At 38.4% G+C, this 19,175-nt stretch carries 16 protein-coding genes and 2 pseudogenes; 10 read left to right on the top strand and 8 right to left on the bottom strand.

Features of this window, described 5'->3' with window-relative positions; translation table 11 throughout:
• Positions 1-227 precede the first annotated feature (227 nt).
• The gene (fucO, locus tag FGQ66_RS09300) at positions 228-1,382 is read left to right on the top strand and encodes a lactaldehyde reductase (RefSeq protein ID WP_113846373.1); all 1,155 of its coding nucleotides are present in this window, start codon (positions 228-230) and stop codon (positions 1,380-1,382) included.
• Positions 1,383-1,537: 155 nt separating this feature from the next.
• On the opposite strand, the pseudogene FGQ66_RS15695 reads toward fucO, so the two are convergent.
• Positions 1,538-1,648: pseudogene (locus FGQ66_RS15695) on the bottom strand (DUF3788 family protein); the annotation flags it as partial.
• Positions 1,649-2,086: 438 nt separating this feature from the next.
• On the opposite strand from FGQ66_RS15695, the gene FGQ66_RS09310 reads away from it, so the two are divergent.
• Both FGQ66_RS09310 and FGQ66_RS09315 read left to right on the top strand, forming a co-directional pair.
• The gene (locus tag FGQ66_RS09310; RefSeq protein WP_113846372.1) at positions 2,087-3,580 is read left to right on the top strand and encodes a phytoene desaturase family protein; all 1,494 of its coding nucleotides are present in this window, start codon (positions 2,087-2,089) and stop codon (positions 3,578-3,580) included.
• A pseudogene (locus FGQ66_RS09315) lies at positions 3,564-4,454 on the top strand (phytoene/squalene synthase family protein). Before FGQ66_RS09310 ends, FGQ66_RS09315 begins: the two are co-directional and overlap by 17 nt.
• 300 nt (positions 4,455-4,754) lie before the next feature.
• On the opposite strand, the gene FGQ66_RS09320 reads toward FGQ66_RS09315, so the two are convergent.
• The 3 genes from FGQ66_RS09320 to FGQ66_RS09330 form a co-directional block, all read right to left on the bottom strand.
• A complete protein-coding gene (locus FGQ66_RS09320) occupies positions 4,755-6,008 on the bottom strand; it encodes an ROK family transcriptional regulator (RefSeq protein ID WP_113846370.1) in 1,254 nt (417 codons plus the stop codon).
• A gap of 223 nt (positions 6,009-6,231) precedes the next feature.
• Positions 6,232-7,824, bottom strand: coding sequence for a hypothetical protein (locus tag FGQ66_RS09325; RefSeq protein WP_113846369.1), 1,593 nt, complete (start codon positions 7,822-7,824; stop codon positions 6,232-6,234).
• Between the two features lie 128 nt (positions 7,825-7,952).
• Entirely contained in the window at positions 7,953-8,420 is a 468-nt protein-coding gene (locus FGQ66_RS09330; RefSeq protein ID WP_081135275.1) for an Rrf2 family transcriptional regulator, read from the bottom strand.
• Between the two features lie 125 nt (positions 8,421-8,545).
• On the opposite strand from FGQ66_RS09330, the gene FGQ66_RS09335 reads away from it, so the two are divergent.
• The 3 genes from FGQ66_RS09335 to FGQ66_RS09345 all read left to right on the top strand — a co-directional run bounded on the left by FGQ66_RS09335 (position 8,546) and on the right by FGQ66_RS09345 (position 11,761).
• Positions 8,546-9,391 (top strand): SDR family oxidoreductase, encoded by an 846-nt coding sequence (locus FGQ66_RS09335; RefSeq protein WP_095443651.1) that lies wholly within the window; start codon positions 8,546-8,548, stop codon positions 9,389-9,391.
• A 459-nt stretch (positions 9,392-9,850) separates the two neighbouring features.
• Positions 9,851-11,125 carry a glycoside hydrolase family 73 protein gene (locus tag FGQ66_RS09340; RefSeq protein ID WP_113846366.1) on the top strand — a complete coding sequence of 425 codons (1,275 nt, stop codon included), beginning with the start codon at positions 9,851-9,853 and terminating at the stop codon, positions 11,123-11,125.
• A gap of 195 nt (positions 11,126-11,320) precedes the next feature.
• Complete coding sequence (locus tag FGQ66_RS09345) at positions 11,321-11,761, top strand: DUF2798 domain-containing protein (protein WP_005876920.1); 441 nt, start codon at positions 11,321-11,323, stop codon at positions 11,759-11,761.
• A gap of 116 nt (positions 11,762-11,877) precedes the next feature.
• Here the strand turns inward: FGQ66_RS09345 and FGQ66_RS09350 are convergent, their stop codons facing one another.
• On the bottom strand, positions 11,878-12,393 hold the full coding sequence (locus tag FGQ66_RS09350) for a PadR family transcriptional regulator (RefSeq protein ID WP_115234868.1): 516 nt from the start codon (positions 12,391-12,393) through the stop codon (positions 11,878-11,880).
• A gap of 114 nt (positions 12,394-12,507) precedes the next feature.
• Here FGQ66_RS09350 and FGQ66_RS09355 point away from each other — a divergent pair, with 114 nt between their 5' ends.
• Both FGQ66_RS09355 and FGQ66_RS09360 read left to right on the top strand, forming a co-directional pair.
• On the top strand, positions 12,508-13,701 hold the full coding sequence (locus FGQ66_RS09355; RefSeq protein WP_138302264.1) for an MFS transporter: 1,194 nt from the start codon (positions 12,508-12,510) through the stop codon (positions 13,699-13,701).
• A gap of 117 nt (positions 13,702-13,818) precedes the next feature.
• On the top strand, positions 13,819-14,130 hold the full coding sequence (locus FGQ66_RS09360; RefSeq protein WP_138302265.1) for a hypothetical protein: 312 nt from the start codon (positions 13,819-13,821) through the stop codon (positions 14,128-14,130).
• 392 nt (positions 14,131-14,522) lie between these two features.
• On the opposite strand, the gene FGQ66_RS09365 is transcribed toward FGQ66_RS09360, so the two are convergent.
• The 3 genes from FGQ66_RS09365 to proB form a co-directional block, all read right to left on the bottom strand.
• Positions 14,523-14,867 (bottom strand): hypothetical protein, encoded by a 345-nt coding sequence (locus FGQ66_RS09365; RefSeq protein WP_005876910.1) that lies wholly within the window; start codon positions 14,865-14,867, stop codon positions 14,523-14,525.
• A 97-nt stretch (positions 14,868-14,964) separates the two neighbouring features.
• Positions 14,965-16,209 (bottom strand): glutamate-5-semialdehyde dehydrogenase, encoded by a 1,245-nt coding sequence (locus tag FGQ66_RS09370; protein ID WP_081135686.1) that lies wholly within the window; start codon positions 16,207-16,209, stop codon positions 14,965-14,967.
• Positions 16,206-17,012: a glutamate 5-kinase gene (gene proB / locus FGQ66_RS09375; RefSeq protein WP_005876906.1), complete on the bottom strand. Its 807-nt coding sequence runs from the start codon at positions 17,010-17,012 to the stop codon at positions 16,206-16,208. Before proB ends, FGQ66_RS09370 begins: the two co-directional genes overlap by 4 nt.
• Positions 17,013-17,218: 206 nt before the next feature.
• On the opposite strand from proB, the gene FGQ66_RS09380 reads away from it, so the two are divergent.
• Both FGQ66_RS09380 and radA read left to right on the top strand, forming a co-directional pair.
• Positions 17,219-17,752: a dCTP deaminase/dUTPase family protein gene (locus FGQ66_RS09380; protein WP_081135688.1), complete on the top strand. Its 534-nt coding sequence runs from the start codon at positions 17,219-17,221 to the stop codon at positions 17,750-17,752.
• Between the two features lie 47 nt (positions 17,753-17,799).
• The gene (gene radA, locus FGQ66_RS09385; protein WP_138302266.1) at positions 17,800-19,170 is read left to right on the top strand and encodes a DNA repair protein RadA; all 1,371 of its coding nucleotides are present in this window, start codon (positions 17,800-17,802) and stop codon (positions 19,168-19,170) included.
• Positions 19,171-19,175: the final 5 nt, after the last annotated feature.

A 19,175-nucleotide genomic window follows, 5' to 3' on the forward strand; every position in this document is an offset into this window, starting at 1 on the left:
ATTTTTAGTTTTGTCCCACGCTCTTTACCTCTTTATGTGAAAAAAGGTACAATCGTTGAAAGTGAATGCGACACAAGGAGATAGTAAAAATTCAGGTTTAAAAAGTCAAACAGTGTTGAGTGGTAAACAAAATATTAGTTTAGGGTAAAAATTACAAACAGAAGTCGTGGCAGCCATTCTAGTATAGGAATTATTTGTGAAATGGCATACGAAAAGGAGAGAATATTATGACAGTCAATCGGATGATTCTGAACGAAACATCTTATTTTGGTAAAGGTGCGATCAAAGAAGTCGCAAATGAAGCGAAAAAACGGGGATTCAAAAAAGCTTTAGTGGTCACAGATAAAGACCTATTGAAATTTGAAGTGGCAACGAAGGTTACAGCAATTTTAGATGAGGCAGGATTAAGTTACGACATTTTTGATGGTATTGTACCAAATCCTTCGATTGAAGATGTTAAAGCTGGAGTCAAAGCCTGCCAAACAGCTGGAGCAGATTATATCGTAGCAATTGGGGGCGGCTCGCCTATCGATACAGCAAAAGCAATCGGAATCATTACAACCAATCCTGAGTTTTCAGATGTGATTAGTCTGGAAGGAGTGGCAGATACTAAAAATCCAGCATTACCGATTTTAGCAGTACCGACGACTTCAGGAACTGCTGCCGAAGTAACGATTAATTACGTGATCACAGATAAAGCTAATCAACGTAAATTTGTTTGTGTTGATCCACGTGATATTCCTGTAGCTGCGTTTGTAGATAGCGATATGATGATGGGTATGCCAAAAGGTTTGTGCGCTTCGACAGGTATGGATGCTTTAACCCATGCAATTGAAGGCTACATTACAAAAGGTGCTTGGGAAATGACGGATATGCTCCATATCAAAGCAATCGAAATCATCAGCCATGCTTTACGCGATTCTGTTGCAGGGAATCAAGAAGCACGAGAAAAAATGGCATTGGGGCAATACATTGCCGGTATGGGCTTTTCCAATGTTGGGCTAGGCTTGGTTCATGGAATGGCTCATCCATTATCCGCTTGGTACAATACGCCTCATGGAGTGGCTTGTGCAACGCTCTTGCCATTGATAATGGACTTCAATAAAGAATATACTGGTGAAAAATATCGCGATATTGCCGTTGCCATGGGCGTAGAAGGTGCGGCTGATATGTCATTGTCAGAAGTTCGTGATGCAGCAGTCCAAGCAGTGAAACAACTTGGTATTGATGTAGGGATCCCACAAAGTCTGACTGAGATTGGCATGAAAGAAGCCGATGTATCAAAGGTTTCTGAAGATGCTTTACGCGATGTATGTACACCAGGAAATCCACGAGATGCTACAGTGGACGAAATCAGTGCATTATATAAATCGATGCTATAAACAATGAGCGAACTCTCTCATAATAAAATGCAACGGTCGTACCCCCAAAAAAATGATGGAGTAAACTATTCAAGTATGGCGTAAAATTACTAATGAAGACAGAAAATTTCAACTGAATGTGGGACAAATCTAAAAATCAGGTTTGCTACAGACTCTCGAATAAACGGCGGGAGCAGAAGTAACTCCTTCGGAAATAAGCCGAAATTCACAAAAATTTGAAAAACAATTTTCGCTAATTTCTTCTTATTTCTCGGAGTTAAACACTTCTATCCCAGCCTCTCTCAAATAAACGGCGTCCAAAAGTCAGGTTTTCCTCACCAATTTATTAAACCTAAACGACTTTTGTCTCGACCTCTATCAATGATTGTATCAGCTGGAATTTTTTCCGTCAGGACAAACAATAAAAAACGTGTAAACAAGCTCAGCTACCGATGGCTGTCTCGAGTTTGTTTACACTTTTTTTGTTATTGAGTTGGTTTTTAGGTAATGTTCTTTCTCCTCAAAAGTTGCTTCAATTTCATCTATACGTTTTTATGAATATACCGATATCCTAAGAAAATACGTAGATCTTTTTATAATTCTTGGATTACTTAAAAGTGTTTATTCAATAAAACAGATTTTTGAGCGTATTAGTTTATCGCTTGATAAATTTAATGATATCCTAAAATTGATCGAGTGATAAAGAAAGAGATGTAGGTGATCCCATGAAAAAGATTCTCGTAATAGGCGCAGGAGTCGCCGGTCTAAGTGCCGCAGTTCGGTTACAAAAATTAGGTTATGCAGTAACACTGTACGAAAAAGAAAGTCAGCCTGGTGGGAAAATGAACCAAATCAAAAAAGATGGCTTTACTTTTGATTTAGGACCAACTATCGTGATGATGCCCGAAATCTATCGTGAAGTTTTTGAATTTTGTGGAAAAGACCCTGATGACTATATCCCAATGAAAAAAGTTGATCCGATGCTCAAATTATATTTCAACAAGGAGCGTCCTCTTGAATTTTCCAATGATTTAACTGAGTTAATGCGAACGTTAGAAGACATATCATCAGAAGATGCTCAAGGATATATGGCTTTTTTAGCCGATATCTACAAACGTTATACGATTGCCAAAGAAGCTTTTATAACCAAGTCTTTTCGCGGATTCTGGGATTTTTATAATCCTAAATCATTGTGGGCAGGGATTCGCTTGCGCACATTCAGTGATGCATATTCATCTATTTCAAAATTCGTGAAAGATGAACGATTAAGAAAATCACTGGCATTTCAAACATTATATATTGGTGTTTCTCCTTACCAAGGACCATCATTATATACGATCATTCCAATGATCGAGTTATTTTATGGTGTGTATTTTATTGAAGGTGGCATGTACACGTTAGCGACTTCTTTGGCTAAGTTATTTGTAGAATTAGGCGGGAAAATAGAATATGGAACGCCTGTCGATGAACTGATCATCGAAAACAAAGTAGCTAAAGGAGTTCGTATTGGAAAAAAACAAGTTACAGCTGATGCGATTGTTTGCGGTGCTGATTTCCCTTATGCGATGCAAGAACTGATTCCAGATGAACGCAAAAGAGGAAAATATACGAATAAAAAAATCGAGAGCATGGAGTATTCTTGTTCCTGCTTTTTGATGTACTTAGGGTTAGATAAACGCTATCCGGAAGAGCAACTGCATAGTATTTATTTTGCCGATGATTTTAAGCAAAATGTGGATGATCTATTTGAGATCGGTAAGTTGCCGGAGGACCCATCCTTTTATTTGTATCGTCCATCATTGATGGATCAAACACTTGCCCCTGAAGGACAGGAAGGGCTATATGTATTGGTCCCTGTTCCGGAGTTATCGATGTATGAGGATTGGTCAGATGAGATCGTTCAAGAGTATCGGCAAAAGGTCTTGACGTTAATCAAAGAGAAGACACTCTTCAAAGATATCGAAGCGCACATCGTCTCGGAAACGTATATGACACCAAAGGATTTTGAAAAACAGTTCAATGCATACAATGGTGCAACCTTTGGATTGAAGCCGACATTGAAACAAAGTAACTACTACCGTCCGCATAACAAGTTTTCTGCGGCAAAAAATTTATATTTCTGTGGAAGCAGTACCCATCCAGGCGCAGGTGTACCGATCGTGATGCAAAGTGCGAAGCTAGCGGTAGAGGAGGTGCTGAAAGATGACAGGCGACAATGAACGATTATTTGAGGTCTATCAAGCGGATTTTACTTACTGTGAAGCAGTCATCAAACAACATTCCAAATCATTCTATACTGCTTTTTCTCAACTGCCAAAAAGAAAGGCACAAAGTGTTTATGCTATCTATGCTTTTTGCCGCCAAGCAGATGATCTTATTGACTTGGAAGGAAATGTTGAAGGGTTGGATCAATTAGAACAGCAATTAACCGATTTTGAAGCAGGAAAAGTACCCAATACTCCTATCTGGCGTGCATTAGCTGTGGTGTTTGCAAATTTTCCGATGGATTTAGCACCCTTTTACGACATGCTCAATGGTCAATGAAAAGATATATCATTTACACAACCAAAGGATATGAAGGCACTTGAGGACTATTGTTACTATGTAGCTGGAAGCGTGGGGCTAATGTTGCTGCCATTGTTGACGGACCAAGCAACTAAAATAGCTGAACCAGCAAAAAAATTAGGTGAGGCGATGCAGCTGACCAATATTTTGCGTGATGTAGGGGAAGATTACCAAATGGGCAGAGTATATTTACCAAAAGAAGAGATGGAAAAATTTCAAGTAACAGAAGAAATGTTGAAAAATAAAACAGCTACACCAGCTTTTATTGCTTTATGGGAATCTCTGGCTGTGCAAGCAGAAGAACGGTATAGGCAATCCTTTGAAATGCTACCATTGATCCACAAAGATTGTCAGCTGGCACTAACAGCTGCAGCGTTTATTTATCGGGAGCAGCTGGAGGCTATTAGAAAGAATCATTATCAAGTGTTTACTAGAAAAAATAAAATCAGTCATTTCCGTAAACTTCAGTTGCTACGTGAAGTGACAAGTTATTTGGAAAAAATCAATCGGACTTCTTCTTTTATCTGAAAAAACGATAAAGGATCCACTCAGAACAATCCGTGGAAAAGGAAGGACAAAAAAGTTATTTGTTTGGATCTAGGCTTATTTTAAAAGGAATTGTCTTTACGCTGTATATTCGAAAAAAGAGGTCGAACAAAAGTCGTTTAGGTCTGAGAAATTGAAAAAAAACGAACAATACGCTTTTTGTATTGCTCGTTTTTTTTCAATTTCCGAAAAACCTGACTTTTGGACGCCGTTTATTTGAGAGAGGCTGGGATAGAAGTGTTTAACTCCGAGAAATAAGAATAAATTAGCGAAAATTGCTTTTCAAATTTTTTTGAATTTCGGCTTATTTCCGAAGGAGTTGCTTCTGCTCCCGCTGTTTATTCGAGAGTCTGTAGCAAAACTGATTTTTAGATTTGTCCCACATTCTTTAAATTTTAATTTGCGGATGTTCAAGAAGTGTTGAGCAATGACAGCTACGCCGCCGAAGAGAATTGCTTTTTCCCCGAGAAGTGTATTTCGAACAATGATTTCTTTTGTAAAGCGACTGCTTAGGGCGTTATTGATATAGTCGATCATTATCGGCAATTTACGGTAGAGGGGACTGTTGACCACGATGATATCAGGATCATAGATCATACTGATATTATTGATACCAATACTTAACAATTCCGCATTTTTTTTTATTAAATGAAGTGCATCAGGATCTGCTTGATTCGCATAAGTCGCAATGATGTCTGAATTCGCATATTCAAGGTTTTTTTTGTGCGCAAATTCTTCATAGATGGCTTTGTTTGAAGCATATTGTTCTAAACAACCATGATTGCCACAGGGACAAGGGATGCCGTTGGGATACAAAATCGTGTGGCCGATCTCTCCAGACTTGCCATGTTTACCGATTTTTAAAATCCCGTCTTCCACAATGCCGCAACCAATGCCACTATGGCTACTGATACTGATCAAATTTTGTAAGGGAGAAGAAAAAGTATATTCACCTAAAGCAGCTAGATTCGCTTCGTTATGGATAAAAACCGGGAATGAGTAGTGATCCATCAATTGCTGTTTCAAATCAATCGTGTCTAAATCATAATAAGGGGTAAAAATTGCTTGTTCATCCAAGATGACCCCGTGGATGCCAATCGTCACACCTACGATATCATACGGCGTGGATGGGTTATGTGTCATCAAGTCAGCAATCGCTGTTTGCAAAAGTGCAACTACGTTTGTCGAATCAACAGAGATTCTCTCTTTTTCGACCGTAGCAATCGGCGTGCCATCAATATAAGACAACATCCCCTCTAGATAGTCATAGCCGACATCAAAAGAAAGAGCAGTGGCAACTTTTCGATTGAATGTCAACATGATCGGCTTTCTGCCACCAGAGATTGAGGCATTCCCAATACGAGTTTGAATGATTAGTTGATCAGCCAACAATTTTTTGGTGATGTCTGAAACAGAAGCTTTGTTCAAACCAGTGGTAGCAGCTAACTCAGCTCTAAAGACTTCTTGTTTGTCGATGATGGCTTTAAGAATGTTCGCTTGGTTACTTTCACGAATGGTATATTTGCTTGAAATCATAAAAATTCCTTTCCTTATCCAGGAGATATAGGTAATATAACAGGATTGTCTATAAGTATATAGTGAAACAAAAAGTTTAACAAATGAATTTTTTTAAATGGTCTCCCTATAAAAACGATCGTTATAAAAAAGATACCGAAGATGACCTGTCACCTTAAAAGTAAGTGGTACTAAAAAGGGGACAAGCCACCGCCAGATGATATGAGCAGGTAGTCATTCCTCGTTATAGTTTCTTTTCAACTAATTTTAATTCTTCAAGTAGGGCTTTTCGTCGAGGATACTTTTCCTTTAATTCTTTGATCAAGAGTTGAGCGGAAACGATACTATTTGGTAAGCTAGCCATTTCTGTGATTAATCGAGCAATTTTGTGATAATGCGTTCGAGTACCGGTTGGCTGGGCCATCTTTCGCAGTTCATATTCATATTTCTGTAAAAGGGCATCTGGTGCATGCTTTTTCAAATAAATGAAATAATGGCTCGCATCTTCTAGTCCAGGTGCTTTAAGTACATAATCCAGCAGTAAATCATAGCGCTTTTCTTGTGAATAGAATAAGCCCACACCGACATGGTTTCGTAATTTTTCGAATAAGTCGGTACTACGTTTTTCCCATTCTTCGGGTGTACAAACTTTTTTCAATTGATGGATCAAATTCATATCTACTACACTATTTTCAATCAATAAGCGATAGATTTGATTTGCGTATTCCTGTATGTTGCCTAATTTTTGGTAAAGTCGTTTTAGGGAATAACGATGTAGTAAAACCAAATCTGGAGAATGATTATCCATTTCGATGCTTGCTTTCAATACAGTGACAGCTTCAGCATACGCCTTCTTTTTTTTGAGATAGTCCACATATTGCGAACGTGCAGTAGGAGAAGACCAGTTTTCTTTGACCGCATAGTGGATCTGATTGGCCGAATAATTCAGCATTTCCATCTGTTTCACTGAAAGAAACCGTTTTGGGGTTGCTGGATTCTTTTTTTTCTGGGTATTACTAGCGTAACCCGTATCTTCTGAATGACTGCCTATTTTCTCATTCAAGAGTTTATGTATGTATAAATTAGAATAGATTCGTTGTGGATCGCCTGCTTGAGCGGTAAGTCTTTGGATCAACTCTTCTTCTTCTCTTGCTGTAGCATAACGGAACAGTATTTTTAAAGAGGTATAACAATGGGTCAGCAAGTGATCAATTGCTTGAGCAGAATAACAAATTTCTGAAAAGTCGATTATTTTAATGACTGCATTGACTATTTCAAAACCATGTAAAATTTTCTTCTGTTTAATTGAACGTTTCACTTGTAACTCTGTAAAGAGGATCATCTCTGTTATGGATACGTCAATTCTTTCAGAATGGGTATCGCCATCAATGTTATTTTTATGAGTCGTGATAATTGTGTCGGAATGAGCAGGCGCTGCTGATCCATCTAGTGAAATATGCCGGTAAAAGCGTTGCGCCAACCGCAGATTCTCTTGTAAAACAATAGTCAAAAAACTTTGGATCTGCGTGTCATCTGCATGAGTGATCGATTGTGCTATCTCTCGCTCGCATTCTTTGGGAAAATGCGTTTCATATTCGAATAAGAGCGCAACTAAGTGGGGACATTGTTTTACAGATGGGCACAGGCAATCACAGGTTGTGTGTAAGATCTGATGTGTATCATCTAAAAGAATCATGGCATTTTTCTCTGTATCATCCGTGATTTTAGCGGTCATTTGTTGTTTTTCAATCGTAAACTCAAGGACACGCTTTTCTAAAAAATAAGAGTAACCTAAGTCTAATGTCTTTTCTAAAAAATAACTTTGCCAATCTTTCAAAGTAAATTCCTCCTTAAAACTTTTTTACTTAATAAGTTTAACGGATAATAGAAAGTAAAACAGTATTTTTTTCATAATACTATTGTTATTTAATAGAAAATGAATAAGAACTTTGTCGAGAATTTAACCTACAAAAATTTTTCAATGATTTCTTGATTTTCTGGGCGATGCTCATTTTCTAGTACAGCAATTTTATGGATCAACTCTGCTAAAGTCATTTGTTCCATTTCTCGTTCCACTTTTTCTTGTAATCGAGAATAGCTTTCTGTCAAAGCTTCTTGGATATTGGCGCCCACCACACAATTTGGGTTGGTTTTTGGGTCGACTTGGATCAAGTTTGTGTTGCCTTCAATGCTTTGATACACATCAAGTAGCGTGATTTTTTCTGGTTTTCTTGCTAAAGAAGGAGCTGCTTTGCCATTTTGAGTAATAATCAGTCCAGATTTTTTTAGTTTGCTCATGATTTTTCGGACATTTGCTGCGCTAGTTTCGATACTTTTGGCAATCATTTCACTTGATAATAGATTGCTGTCTTGGAAGATTTCAATGTAGGCTAAAATATGGATTGCATCACTGAATTGTAAAGAATATTTCATAGGAATACCTCCTGGTAGTTTTTCTCTTGACTTATCTTAGCATACTCTTTAAGATAATGGTGTAACTTATAAATGTACAGGTTAGAAATTTAAGAAATAGTTAGACAATCAAAGGAGTGGTCAATATGACTTATTTAGTAACAGGAGCAACTGGTGGTTTTGGGAAATACGCTGTAAATTATTTGAAAGAGCTTGTTCCAAATGAAGAAATCTATGTGCTTGCTCGGAGTGAAGAAAAAGGAGCAGGGTTAAAAAATGAAGGGTTGAATGTTCGAATTGGTGATTATTCTGATCTTTCGTCGATGAAGAAGGCATTGACAGGAATCGATCGTTTGCTTTTTGTTTCTGGTGCACCGGGGAATCGTCAAGAGGAACATGAGAATGTAGTGAAGGCTGCGAAAGAAAGTGGTGTCTCTTATATTGCGTATACTAGCTTTGCAGATGCAGATCATTCAACTAGTATCTTAGCTCCCGATCATCAATTTACAGAGAAAGTGATCAAAGATTCTGGTATTCCCCATACTTTTTTGCGGAATAACTGGTATTTAGAAAATGAATGGCCAATTATCGAACTTGCTTTAAAGACAGGTCGTTTTGTTTATGCTGCAGGTGACGGAAAAACAGGATGGGCGCTCAAACGCGAATACGCAGAAGTGGCGGCTAAAGCAGTAGCAGGTTCTGCATTTCCAGAAGTACTAGAATTATCAGGAAAACCAGTCACTTATGAAGAACTAGGTCAAACGTTGAAACAAGTGGTAGATCAACCGATTGAAATCATTCAAACTGACAATCAGGGATTTATGAAACACTTGGAAGAAGCAGGCTATCCTGAAACAGCGGCACAAATGTTTGCAGCTATCCAAGAGGATATCAAAAATGGCCAACTAAATGTTGTGTCTGATGATTTTGAAAAAGCATTAGAAAAACCGTTGATTTCTTTAGAAGAAGGCTTAAGAGAGTTAATGAAGTAACCCAATAAGAAAAGTGTTCCAGATGGCGTAGGAGGTCGAGACAAAAGTGTTTCTTACTTTTGTCTCGACCTTTTTTTTTGAAATTCCCGAAAAAAACTGGCTTTTGGACGCCGTTTATTTCCGAAGGAGTTGCTTCTGCTCCCGCTGTTTATTCGAGAGTCTGTCGAAAACCTGATTTAGAGAGCGTTGATTGGGATGCTTTTTTAGATGTTCGAGAAATTTTTCTGCTACTAGTGATGCGGTTGATGTTTGTTCACAGATCAAAGAAGAAAGTGAGGCTTTTCCTCTTTCTTCTTTTTTTTGAAGTAAACGTAACCATTTTTTCTTTATTTCATGTATACTGATTAATGTGTAGGATTTATGAGAATTTTTTTAGAATAGTTACTATTTTAACCATAAAATTCAACATTTAGACTATACAACATTCAGATAATAAAAAGAATCAATAAGGAGAGTGTCATGAAATTTAGAAGTTTTCTACTAAGTACGATTATTTTAGGGAGCCTAGTTGTCACCAATGCAACCGTTCTAGCAGAAGAAATCGGATCATCAACCTCTGAGACTACTGAAGTCAATCAAATGAATGAAGTACAAACAACCGAAACAAGTGCTAGTGTTCTAACACAAACAACGGAGGCTGTAAGTACAACAGATACAGTAACGGATACTTCCGCTACAAATGAAATGGCAACAAATGAAACAGCAGCAAGTGAAACACCAACAAACGAAAATCCAGAAACAGCAGAAGAAATCACAAATCAATTGACGGATGGACAAACGATCACACATACGCACCAAGCAGATTTATCTGAATTTACAAATGGTGTGATGGCGCGGTCAGCTCGAGTTGCCAACACTTCGCAGCAAGCATTTATCGATAGCATTGCTTCTTCCGCTCAAAGTCTAGCGAATGAAAATGATTTATATGCATCAGTTATGATCGCCCAAGCGATTGTAGAAAGTGGTTGGGGGAAAAGCACACTGTCCGCAGCTCCAAACTATAACTTATTTGGGATCAAAGGGAATTACCAAGGGCAATCTGTCACGATGCCAACTTCTGAATATGTAAATGGGCAGTGGATCACTGTCAATGCAGCATTTAGAAAATATCCTTCCTATAAGGAGTCATTGCAAGACAATGCCAAAGTATTAAAAACGACTTCTTTCCAATCTGGTGTATATTACTACTCTGGTGCTTGGAAAAGTAATACCAAATCATACAAAGATGCAACAGCTTGGTTGACTGGTCGTTATGCGACTGCGCCAAATTATGGGTCCACATTGAATAGTGTCATCGAAACCTATAATTTGACCCAATATGATACAGCGAAGGTGTCAACTTCCCCAATGTATCGCCTCTACAATAGACATACAGGTGAACATTTGTATACATTGAATGCTGGAGAAAAAGATTATTTGCCAAAAGTGGGCTGGAAATATGAAGGGATTGCTTGGCAAGCACCGAATAGTGGCCAACCGGTTTATCGGATGTATAACCCTTATAGCGGAGACCATCACTATACAATGGCACAATCAGAAATCAACTTTCTAAAACCATTGGGCTGGCGTTATGAAGGATTGAGCTTCTATTCTGGGGGGTCCAAACCGATTTATCGCCTGTTTAATCCAAATGAAAAAACTGGAACACATCACTATACTCTAAGCGCTTCTGAAAGAGATTTCCTTACGCCATTAGGTTGGAAATATGAAGGAATAGGTTTTTACGGGTATTAGTCCGCTTGTTTCACTAACTAAATAAAAAGAAGACCCTTTTCGATTGATTTCTTTATTATCAGGTCAGTAGACTGACAGGTAGATGAAGCATAAGTCGTAAAAGGGCTTTCTTTTTTTATTTGAAAAAAAATACTTACACAAAAGTTTTAAATGTGCTACGATGACCTTCGTGACAAAAATAAAGGAGTGGTATATTTGCCTACAAACAAAAAAGAAGGAATAATTTTTACAACAATGATGTGTTTCTTGATGGTATTAGGAATGAGTGTGTACAATCTATGGCTTCATGGAGACTTGCAATTTTCTAGTCTTTTAATCGGTCTAGTACCTGGATTCGTTGTTGCCTTCATTTTAGATGTGTTTATCATTGGAGTTATTGCAAAAAAAATAGCTTTCAAGCTACCTGTTAATCCAGAAAGCAAGTTTCAGATGATCGTGACGATTTCTTGTCTAATGGTCTTAGGAATGGTTACTTGCATGTCTTTATTTGGTATCATCCTTGAACAAGGTATTCCAGATCAATTACTTTCTTCATATTTAAATGCTTGGAAAATGAATGTGATTGCTGCATTGCCTTTGCAATTACTGATCGTTGGTCCAATTTCTAGAAGTGTATTAAGTAAAATCCAAAATTAACAAAAGGTATGTAATGATTCAATAGATGTAAAAAAAGCCGACTCTTCATTGGAGCGGCTCTCTAAGTTGGACTTCTAACTTGCGGGGGCGTTTCAATAGTGAGGGGCTTTTTTTATTTAATCGAAAAAGGTTTGCATCATTTCTCGTACTTGTTGGCACCATTCAAGTTCTTGTTGGCAAAGTAAGATTCGACGCTGGATTACGACATAACGACCAAATTCTTCTCGTTTATCAATCGAAAGATCGACCAATTTTGCTTGGTTTTTTTGCATGATTTTGTTCAATTGCTGTTCACGTGTAAAAAGCAATCCAGTTGCTGTTGTTTTATCTAAGGTTGAGAAGGCGTAGATTTTGGCTAGAAATTCGTCTTTTTGCGTAGGAGCAGGAGTTTCTTCTTTGATCCATTCTTCTACTAAAGAACGTCCTTCATCGGTTAGCGTATAAATCTTTTTTTGGGAATGTTCTTCAATTTCTAGAACAGTGATATACCCTTTCTGGTCTAATTTTGCCAAGGTAGTATAGATCTGGCTGTGGTGAGCTTCCCAAAAAATCGTAATAAGTTGTTTCAATTCATAACCTGATCGAGGTTTAGACAAAAGAACGCACAATAAGATATAGGCTAAAGTATTCATACGATACCTCCTGACTGATTTCTTTTTATTATAGCACATTCTTTCTTCTTAAGTTTACATGTGCATATTGACATGTAAAATAAATCATGTATGATGCTATATAGAAAGAAAGGAATGGGAAACTTGGAGAATCAATTAGAAATAAGTGAACAAATAAAAGGAAAAAATTCGGCACTTGTCGTAGCTGCTACATGCATGATTTCATTTATGGGGGTCGGTCTGGTCGATCCAATCTTGAAGACAATAGCTGCACAATTAGATGCAACACCTGCTCAAACGACGTTATTATTTACTAGTTATATGCTTGTTACTGGAGTAATTATGCTATTTACAGGCTTTTTATCAAGTCGTATCGGTTTGAAAAAAACATTGATGGCAGGATTATTTATCATTGTTATATTTGCTGGACTTGGTGGATTATCTAATAATATCAATACGTTGATTGGCTTGCGTGCCGGTTGGGGTGTCGGAAATGCATTATTTGTTTCAACCGCACTAGCAACGATTGTTAGTATCTTGGTGGGGAATACAGAAAAAGCGATCATGATGTATGAAGCTGCTTTGGGTTGCGGAATGGCAGTCGGTCCCTTAGTTGGTGGTATTTTAGGAAGTGGTTCATGGCGTTATCCATTTTATGGAGTAGCAACTTTGATGTTTTTAGGATTTATTGCACTAGCATTTCTTTTACCAGAAGCTGAAAAGCCAAAAACAAAAGTTGGCTTTTGGGAAGGCGTGAAAGCATTAAGCAACCATAAGTTACGCTCCGTTGGTTTGATTGCTTTATTATACAATTTTGGATTTTTTACGTTATTGGCTTATGCACCTTTCTTATTGGTAGGCTATAGCGAATTAGAAGTCGGTTTTGTTTTCTTTGGCTGGGGTGTGTTATTAGCGATTGCTTCTATTTTCGTTGCACCAGCACTAGAAAAAAAATTCACGACTTACCGCACGATTTTAGTTGCTTTTATTTTCTTCATCATTTGTTTGGCATTATTGGGAGCAGGCGCATCGTTCCAAGTACTTGTACCAATCAGTATTGTTCTTTCTGGTTTTTTCCAAGGGATCATCAATACATTGCTAACAACGATTGCAATGGAAATACCTGGGTTGCAACGAAACGTTGCTTCTTCAAGTTATAGCTTTGTCCGTTTCTTTGGTGGGGCACTGGCTCCGTTTATTGCCGGTGAGATTGGTGAAAAAATGGGAGAAAGTTATGCGTTTTATTTTGCGGCAATCATTGTGGTGATCAGCGTAGTGTGTATCATTTATCATCGCAACTATTTTGTCACAAGTGAAGGGGAAGAATAAGTTTGATAGGATCTTGCTTTTTGCGTAAATACGCAAAAAAGGCAAGGTCTTTTTTTACTTTACTGGAAAGTCGAGCAGTTATGAGATACAATCCAAGGGAGAAAGGGAGGGGAAAACATGTTAGAAGAGTATTTTAAAGAAGTTGGCCTAACGTATATTGAGCTTCCTATTGAATTGGTAGATGGCCGTCCTGTGTATCAAGGCTATCTAAAAGAACTACCTACACTTAACGCAACTGGCGAGTCGAGAAAAGTGATGCAGCAGAAATTGGCGAAATTATACCAAGCCTATCGTGAACAATTGCTTGCTGAAGTGGAAGAAGAAAAAGAAAAAACGATGAATTTGTCAATGGATGAACTTTTGCGCTATTACGATGGGGAAGCATTTGATGGTTTTGCTATTTTGGACCATGAAGGTGAAAGTTATTAATAATAGATTGTAAAAAATATGCTAAGAATATTGGGTAAAGAATATTTTTGAGAAGACTGTAAGAGAAGCTAGAACTAGAACAGAAGTGTTTTGTTTCAAGGGGAAATCTTTGGAAATTTCAAAAAAAACGAGTGTGGGACAAAAGTAAGAAACACTTTTGTCTCATTCTTTAAAAACGAATAAACGGTGGGAGCAGAAGCAACTCCTTCGGAAATAAGCCGAAATTCACAAAAATTTGAAAAGCAATTTTCGTGAATTTCTTCTTATTTCTCGGAGTTAAACACTTCTGTCCCAACCTCATTTTTTCTTCAATTTCTCAAATCTAACCGACTTTTGTCTCTATCTCTTTTCTTAATTGATAAAATGACTGATTTTCTTACTGTTTGTATCCATTATTTGAATCGATTGGTAAGGTTACTCTTATTTAATTGGTATTTATACGAAAGATGGAAGATACCTGCAATCAGTAAAGTGATCGTATAAGCAATCGATTGGTTAAAAGCAAAAGTGTAATTGAGTATAGCTAGGGCACTTAAAGCAATCATATAACTGAGGTATAAGCGCCGAACCATTCCTTTTGGACCAATTCGTTGCAGATAATTACTCCACTTTGCTTGCGCATTTCGCAAGCTTCTTTTTTTAAACTGGAAAAAAAGAGCTAAAAGGCCAACACCTAAAAAAGCAGAGAGATTCAAGGAAACGATATAAACAAAGAAAATTTTTAGAATTTCAAACATAGTGGGACCTTTCTAAATAAAATTTTCAACATACATACTAAAAAGAAGATTTAGCATAGTTTATTTTGAAGCACGTAAATGTTTCGTGTGAAACAATTTAACGGATTTGACCATCTCCATAAATGACATATTTGGTGGAAGTCAATTCATTCAACCCCATTGGGCCACGCGCATGTAGTTTCTGTGTGGAAATGCCGATTTCTGCACCAAAGCCGAAGACAGCGCCATCTGTGAAGCGAGTAGAGGCATTGACATAGACAGCGGCGGCGTCAACTTCATTTAAAAAGCGTTGGCTGGCTTGGTAACTGTCTGTGACGATGGCTTCAGAATGCTTCGTATTATGCTGATTGATATGTGTGATTGCATCATCTAAGGAATCAACCACTTTTATTGCTAAAATATAATCCAGATATTCGGTATCCCAATCACTTTCTTCTGCTAGCGTAGCGGTTTCTAGGTAGTCCATAGCCCGAGCATCTGCGCGCAGGGAAACGCCATGTTCAACGAGTTCTTTTTCAATGACTGGTAAAAAGAAAGGTGCAATTTCTGAATGGATCAGTAAGGTTTCTGCTGCATTGCATACCGAAGGACGAGAGGCCTTGGCGTTGACAATGATCTCAACCGCCATAGACAATTGGGCATCCTTATCGATATAGACATGGTTGTTTCCTGTGCCTGTTTCAATAATCGGTACTGTTGCTTGTTCTTTGACGCGACGGATCAAATTTGCACCACCACGAGGAATCAAAACATCCAAGTAGTCGGTTAATTTCATCAATTGTTCTGCTGTTTCATGTGACGTGTCATCAACAAATTGGATGGCATAAGGGGATTGTCCAGCGCTCACTAATGTTTGTTGCAGTAATTGAACCAACAACTGATTTGAGGAGAAGGCTTCTTTTCCACCACGTAGGATGACCGCATTTCCTGATTTAAAACCCAAGCTGGCTGCATCAGTAGTGACGTTTGGTCGGGATTCATAGATGATCCCGATGACACCAAGTGGCACTCGTTTTTTCCCAATCAAGAGACCATCAGCATTGGTCCACATTTGATCTACTTTTCCAATAGGATCATCTAATTGGGCGACTTTGTTCATTTCTTCTGCCATTGCATGGATTCGTTCCGGTGTTAGACGTAAGCGATCTAGCATCGTTTCGTTGATGCCATTTTCTTCAGCTTGTGCTAAATCTTTCTGGTTGGCTTCTAACAGTGCGCCTTGATTTTTTTTGATCGTCAACGCCATTTGTTTCAATAGAGAATTTTTTTGCTCAGTACTCATCAATGCGAGTGTATGGGCACTTTTCTTTGCATCTTTTCCAAGTTGGTTTAAATCAGTCATGACTGTTCCTCCTTAAATAGTGTGCCAATTTCTTTTCCAGCTAATAGGTCAAAAATGATCTTAGGATCTTTTCCATTTGCCAAGATCATCGTGCTTTGTGCTTCAAAAATACGTAGGGCGGCTTTTAATTTACTATGCATGCCGCCAGTTCCAAAGGTCGAACCTGCACCACCGGCTTGTTCCATTAGTGTATTATCGATTGCCGTAACAGTTTGGTACATTTTAGCATTGGGATTGACTGTCGGATTATCTGAATAAAAGCCATCGATATCGGATAAGACGATCAATAAGTCCGCATTGATCAGTTTTGTAACAATGGCAGACAATTGGTCGTTGTCGCCGAATTTTGTTAAGTGATCTAATTCATCGACGGCTACAGTATCATTCTCATTAACGATCGGGATCGTGCCCATCGCTAATAACTGCTCCAACGTATTTACAACATTCTTTCTGCTTTCCGGAAAATCGATCACATCTCTAGTAACTAAGATTTGGGCAGTTTGCTGATTGTAGACAGTAAAACGCTGATTGTAGATGTTCATTAATTCAGCTTGACCGATTGCCGCTATGGCTTGTTGTTCAGGAATGGTAGCAGGGCGAGTCGAGCGATTCATTTTATGCATCCCGACACCTACAGCACCAGAAGAGACTAAGACGACCTCTTTTCCACGATTGTGCAGATCAGATAGAACAAATGCAAGTTGATCGATGGCAGCTAGATTGATTGTCCCATTAGGATAGATCAACGTACTTGTTCCGACTTTAATAACAATTCGATTGGCTTTGATAACTTCTTTTCGCATGTGACACCTCTATAATTATTTACACTGATAGATTTCGTTCTATTCTACTTGTTTTGTACCATAAAGTCATGTTAAAAATCTAATTTTTTCAGTAGAAATGGTGATTTTCTTCAGCATAACAGAATTTCATGAAGAATTTTTAAAGAAGAGCTTTTGTTCCAATGAATATGTTAAAATAAAAATAGTTTATTCTGGGAGGAAATTCGGTGAAAAAAAGAGGATTTGAAGTTATATCAACTTATGCAGAGCAACAAATAAACTTGCCAAAAAGAGCCACACATCATGCTGCAGGCTATGATTTTGAAGCGGCAGAAGAAATTGTGATCCCAAGTGTATGGAAAGCGGGACTAAAGCAAGGAATGGCAGCAATGACTGAGGTATTGAAAAATAACATGGTGGCAGACGAAGAGAAAAAAATCAAACCCGTACTCGTGCCAACGGGTATCAAGGCATACATGGGGGAAGAGGAGTTCTTACAGTTAGCGAACCGTTCAAGTAATCCGTTAAAACGCTTTTTGATCTTGACCAATGGTGTGGGTGTGATCGACAGTGACTATTACAACAATGAAGCAAATGAAGGACATATCATGTTCCAGTTCACCAACTTCGGCTTCAAAGATGTAGTCATCAAAAAAGGTGAGCGGATTGGTCAAGGAATCTTCCTACCGTTCTTAAAAGCAGATCAAGATCAGACGGAAAATGCCCGTCAAGGCGGTTTTGGTTCATCCAACCAACATTGATTTAAGGTAGAGTTAAATTTAAAAAGATAATTTAAGGAGGCGAGACGATGGCAAAAAAAGCAAAAGTGCAATTTGTCTGTCAGAACTGTGGGTATGTTTCGCCTAAATTTTTAGGGCGATGCCCGAATTGTGGAAAATGGAATACGATGGTGGAAGAAATTGAGCAGGATACTAGCGATCGCAGAACTAGGACGAGCTTAACTGGTGAAAAAGCGAAGCCAACTAAAATTGCGGAAGTCATCCCCAAAAAAGAATCACGGGTAAAAACGAAACTTGCTGAATTGAATCGAGTATTAGGCGGCGGCGTTGTTCCAGGATCAATGATCTTGATCGGTGGAGATCCAGGTATCGGGAAATCGACGTTGTTATTACAAGTTTCACAACAACTTGCAGACATTGGTGGTAAAGTATTGTATGTATCTGGTGAAGAAAGTGCTGAGCAAATCAAGCTACGTGCGGAACGTCTAGGATCAATCAACACGGAATTTTATTTATACGCAGAAACAGATATGAATGAGATCAGCCGAGCAATTGAACAAATCTCTCCTGATTATGTCATTATTGATTCCATCCAAACAATGACACAACCGGATATCACGAGTGTAGCAGGTAGCGTGAGTCAAGTGCGGGAAACGACTGCAGAATTATTAAAAATTGCCAAAACGAACGGTATCGCTATTTTTATCGTTGGACATGTCACAAAAGAAGGGTCGATTGCAGGTCCAAGAATGCTCGAACACATGGTAGATACGGTTCTTTATTTCGAAGGAGAACAACACCATAGTTTCCGTATTTTAAGAGCGGTGAAGAATCGATTTGGTTCGACAAATGAAATTGGCATTTTTGAGATGCACGAGCATGGACTGGAAGAAGTGGCGAATCCTTCGCAGATTTTCTTAGAAGAGCGCTTAGAAGGCGCAACCGGTTCAGCCATCGTGGTGGCGATGGAAGGCACTCGTCCTATTTTAGTAGAGATCCAAGCGCTTGTGACACCCACGATGTTCGGAAACGCAAAACGAACAACGACTGGCTTAGATTTTAACCGAGTCTCACTGATCATGGCTGTCCTAGAAAAAAGAGCAGGCTTATTGTTGCAGAATCAAGATGCTTACTTAAAAGCGGCTGGTGGGGTAAAATTAAATGAGCCGGCCATTGATTTAGCTATTGCGATCAGTATTGCTTCGAGTTACAAAGAAAAAGGGACACAGCCAACAGAATGCTTTATTGGCGAAATCGGTTTGACTGGTGAGATCAGACGGGTAAGTCATATTGAGCAGAGGGTCAAAGAAGTACAGAAATTAGGATTTACAAAAGTGTATCTGCCAAAAAATAATCTTGGCGGATGGCAACCGCCTCAGGGAATCGAAGTAGTGGGCGTAGCCACATTAGCTGAAACATTAAAACGTGTGTTTCGCTAAAATCA

The sequence above is a fragment of the Enterococcus sp. BSD2780061688st2 D3 genome (genome assembly GCF_005844145.1).
GTDB lineage: Bacteria > Bacillota > Bacilli > Lactobacillales > Enterococcaceae > Enterococcus_B > Enterococcus_B durans.

Bases quoted from the DNA above. Each gene is read 5' to 3' on its own strand.
- fucO (WP_113846373.1), top strand. From the start codon at position 228: ATGACAGTCAATCGGATGATTCTGAACGAAACATCTTATTTTGGTAAA.
- FGQ66_RS09310 (WP_113846372.1), top strand. From the start codon at position 2,087: ATGAAAAAGATTCTCGTAATAGGCGCAGGAGTCGCCGGTCTAAGTGCC.
- FGQ66_RS09320 (WP_113846370.1), bottom strand. From the start codon at position 6,008: ATGATTTCAAGCAAATATACCATTCGTGAAAGTAACCAAGCGAACATT.
- FGQ66_RS09330 (WP_081135275.1), bottom strand. From the start codon at position 8,420: ATGAAATATTCTTTACAATTCAGTGATGCAATCCATATTTTAGCCTAC.
- FGQ66_RS09335 (WP_095443651.1), top strand. From the start codon at position 8,546: ATGACTTATTTAGTAACAGGAGCAACTGGTGGTTTTGGGAAATACGCT.
- FGQ66_RS09340 (WP_113846366.1), top strand. From the start codon at position 9,851: ATGAAATTTAGAAGTTTTCTACTAAGTACGATTATTTTAGGGAGCCTA.
- FGQ66_RS09350 (WP_115234868.1), bottom strand. From the start codon at position 12,393: ATGAATACTTTAGCCTATATCTTATTGTGCGTTCTTTTGTCTAAACCT.
- FGQ66_RS09355 (WP_138302264.1), top strand. From the start codon at position 12,508: ATGGGAAACTTGGAGAATCAATTAGAAATAAGTGAACAAATAAAAGGA.
- FGQ66_RS09360 (WP_138302265.1), top strand. From the start codon at position 13,819: ATGTTAGAAGAGTATTTTAAAGAAGTTGGCCTAACGTATATTGAGCTT.
- FGQ66_RS09365 (WP_005876910.1), bottom strand. From the start codon at position 14,867: ATGTTTGAAATTCTAAAAATTTTCTTTGTTTATATCGTTTCCTTGAAT.
- FGQ66_RS09370 (WP_081135686.1), bottom strand. From the start codon at position 16,209: ATGACTGATTTAAACCAACTTGGAAAAGATGCAAAGAAAAGTGCCCAT.
- proB (WP_005876906.1), bottom strand. From the start codon at position 17,012: ATGCGAAAAGAAGTTATCAAAGCCAATCGAATTGTTATTAAAGTCGGA.
- radA (WP_138302266.1), top strand. From the start codon at position 17,800: ATGGCAAAAAAAGCAAAAGTGCAATTTGTCTGTCAGAACTGTGGGTAT.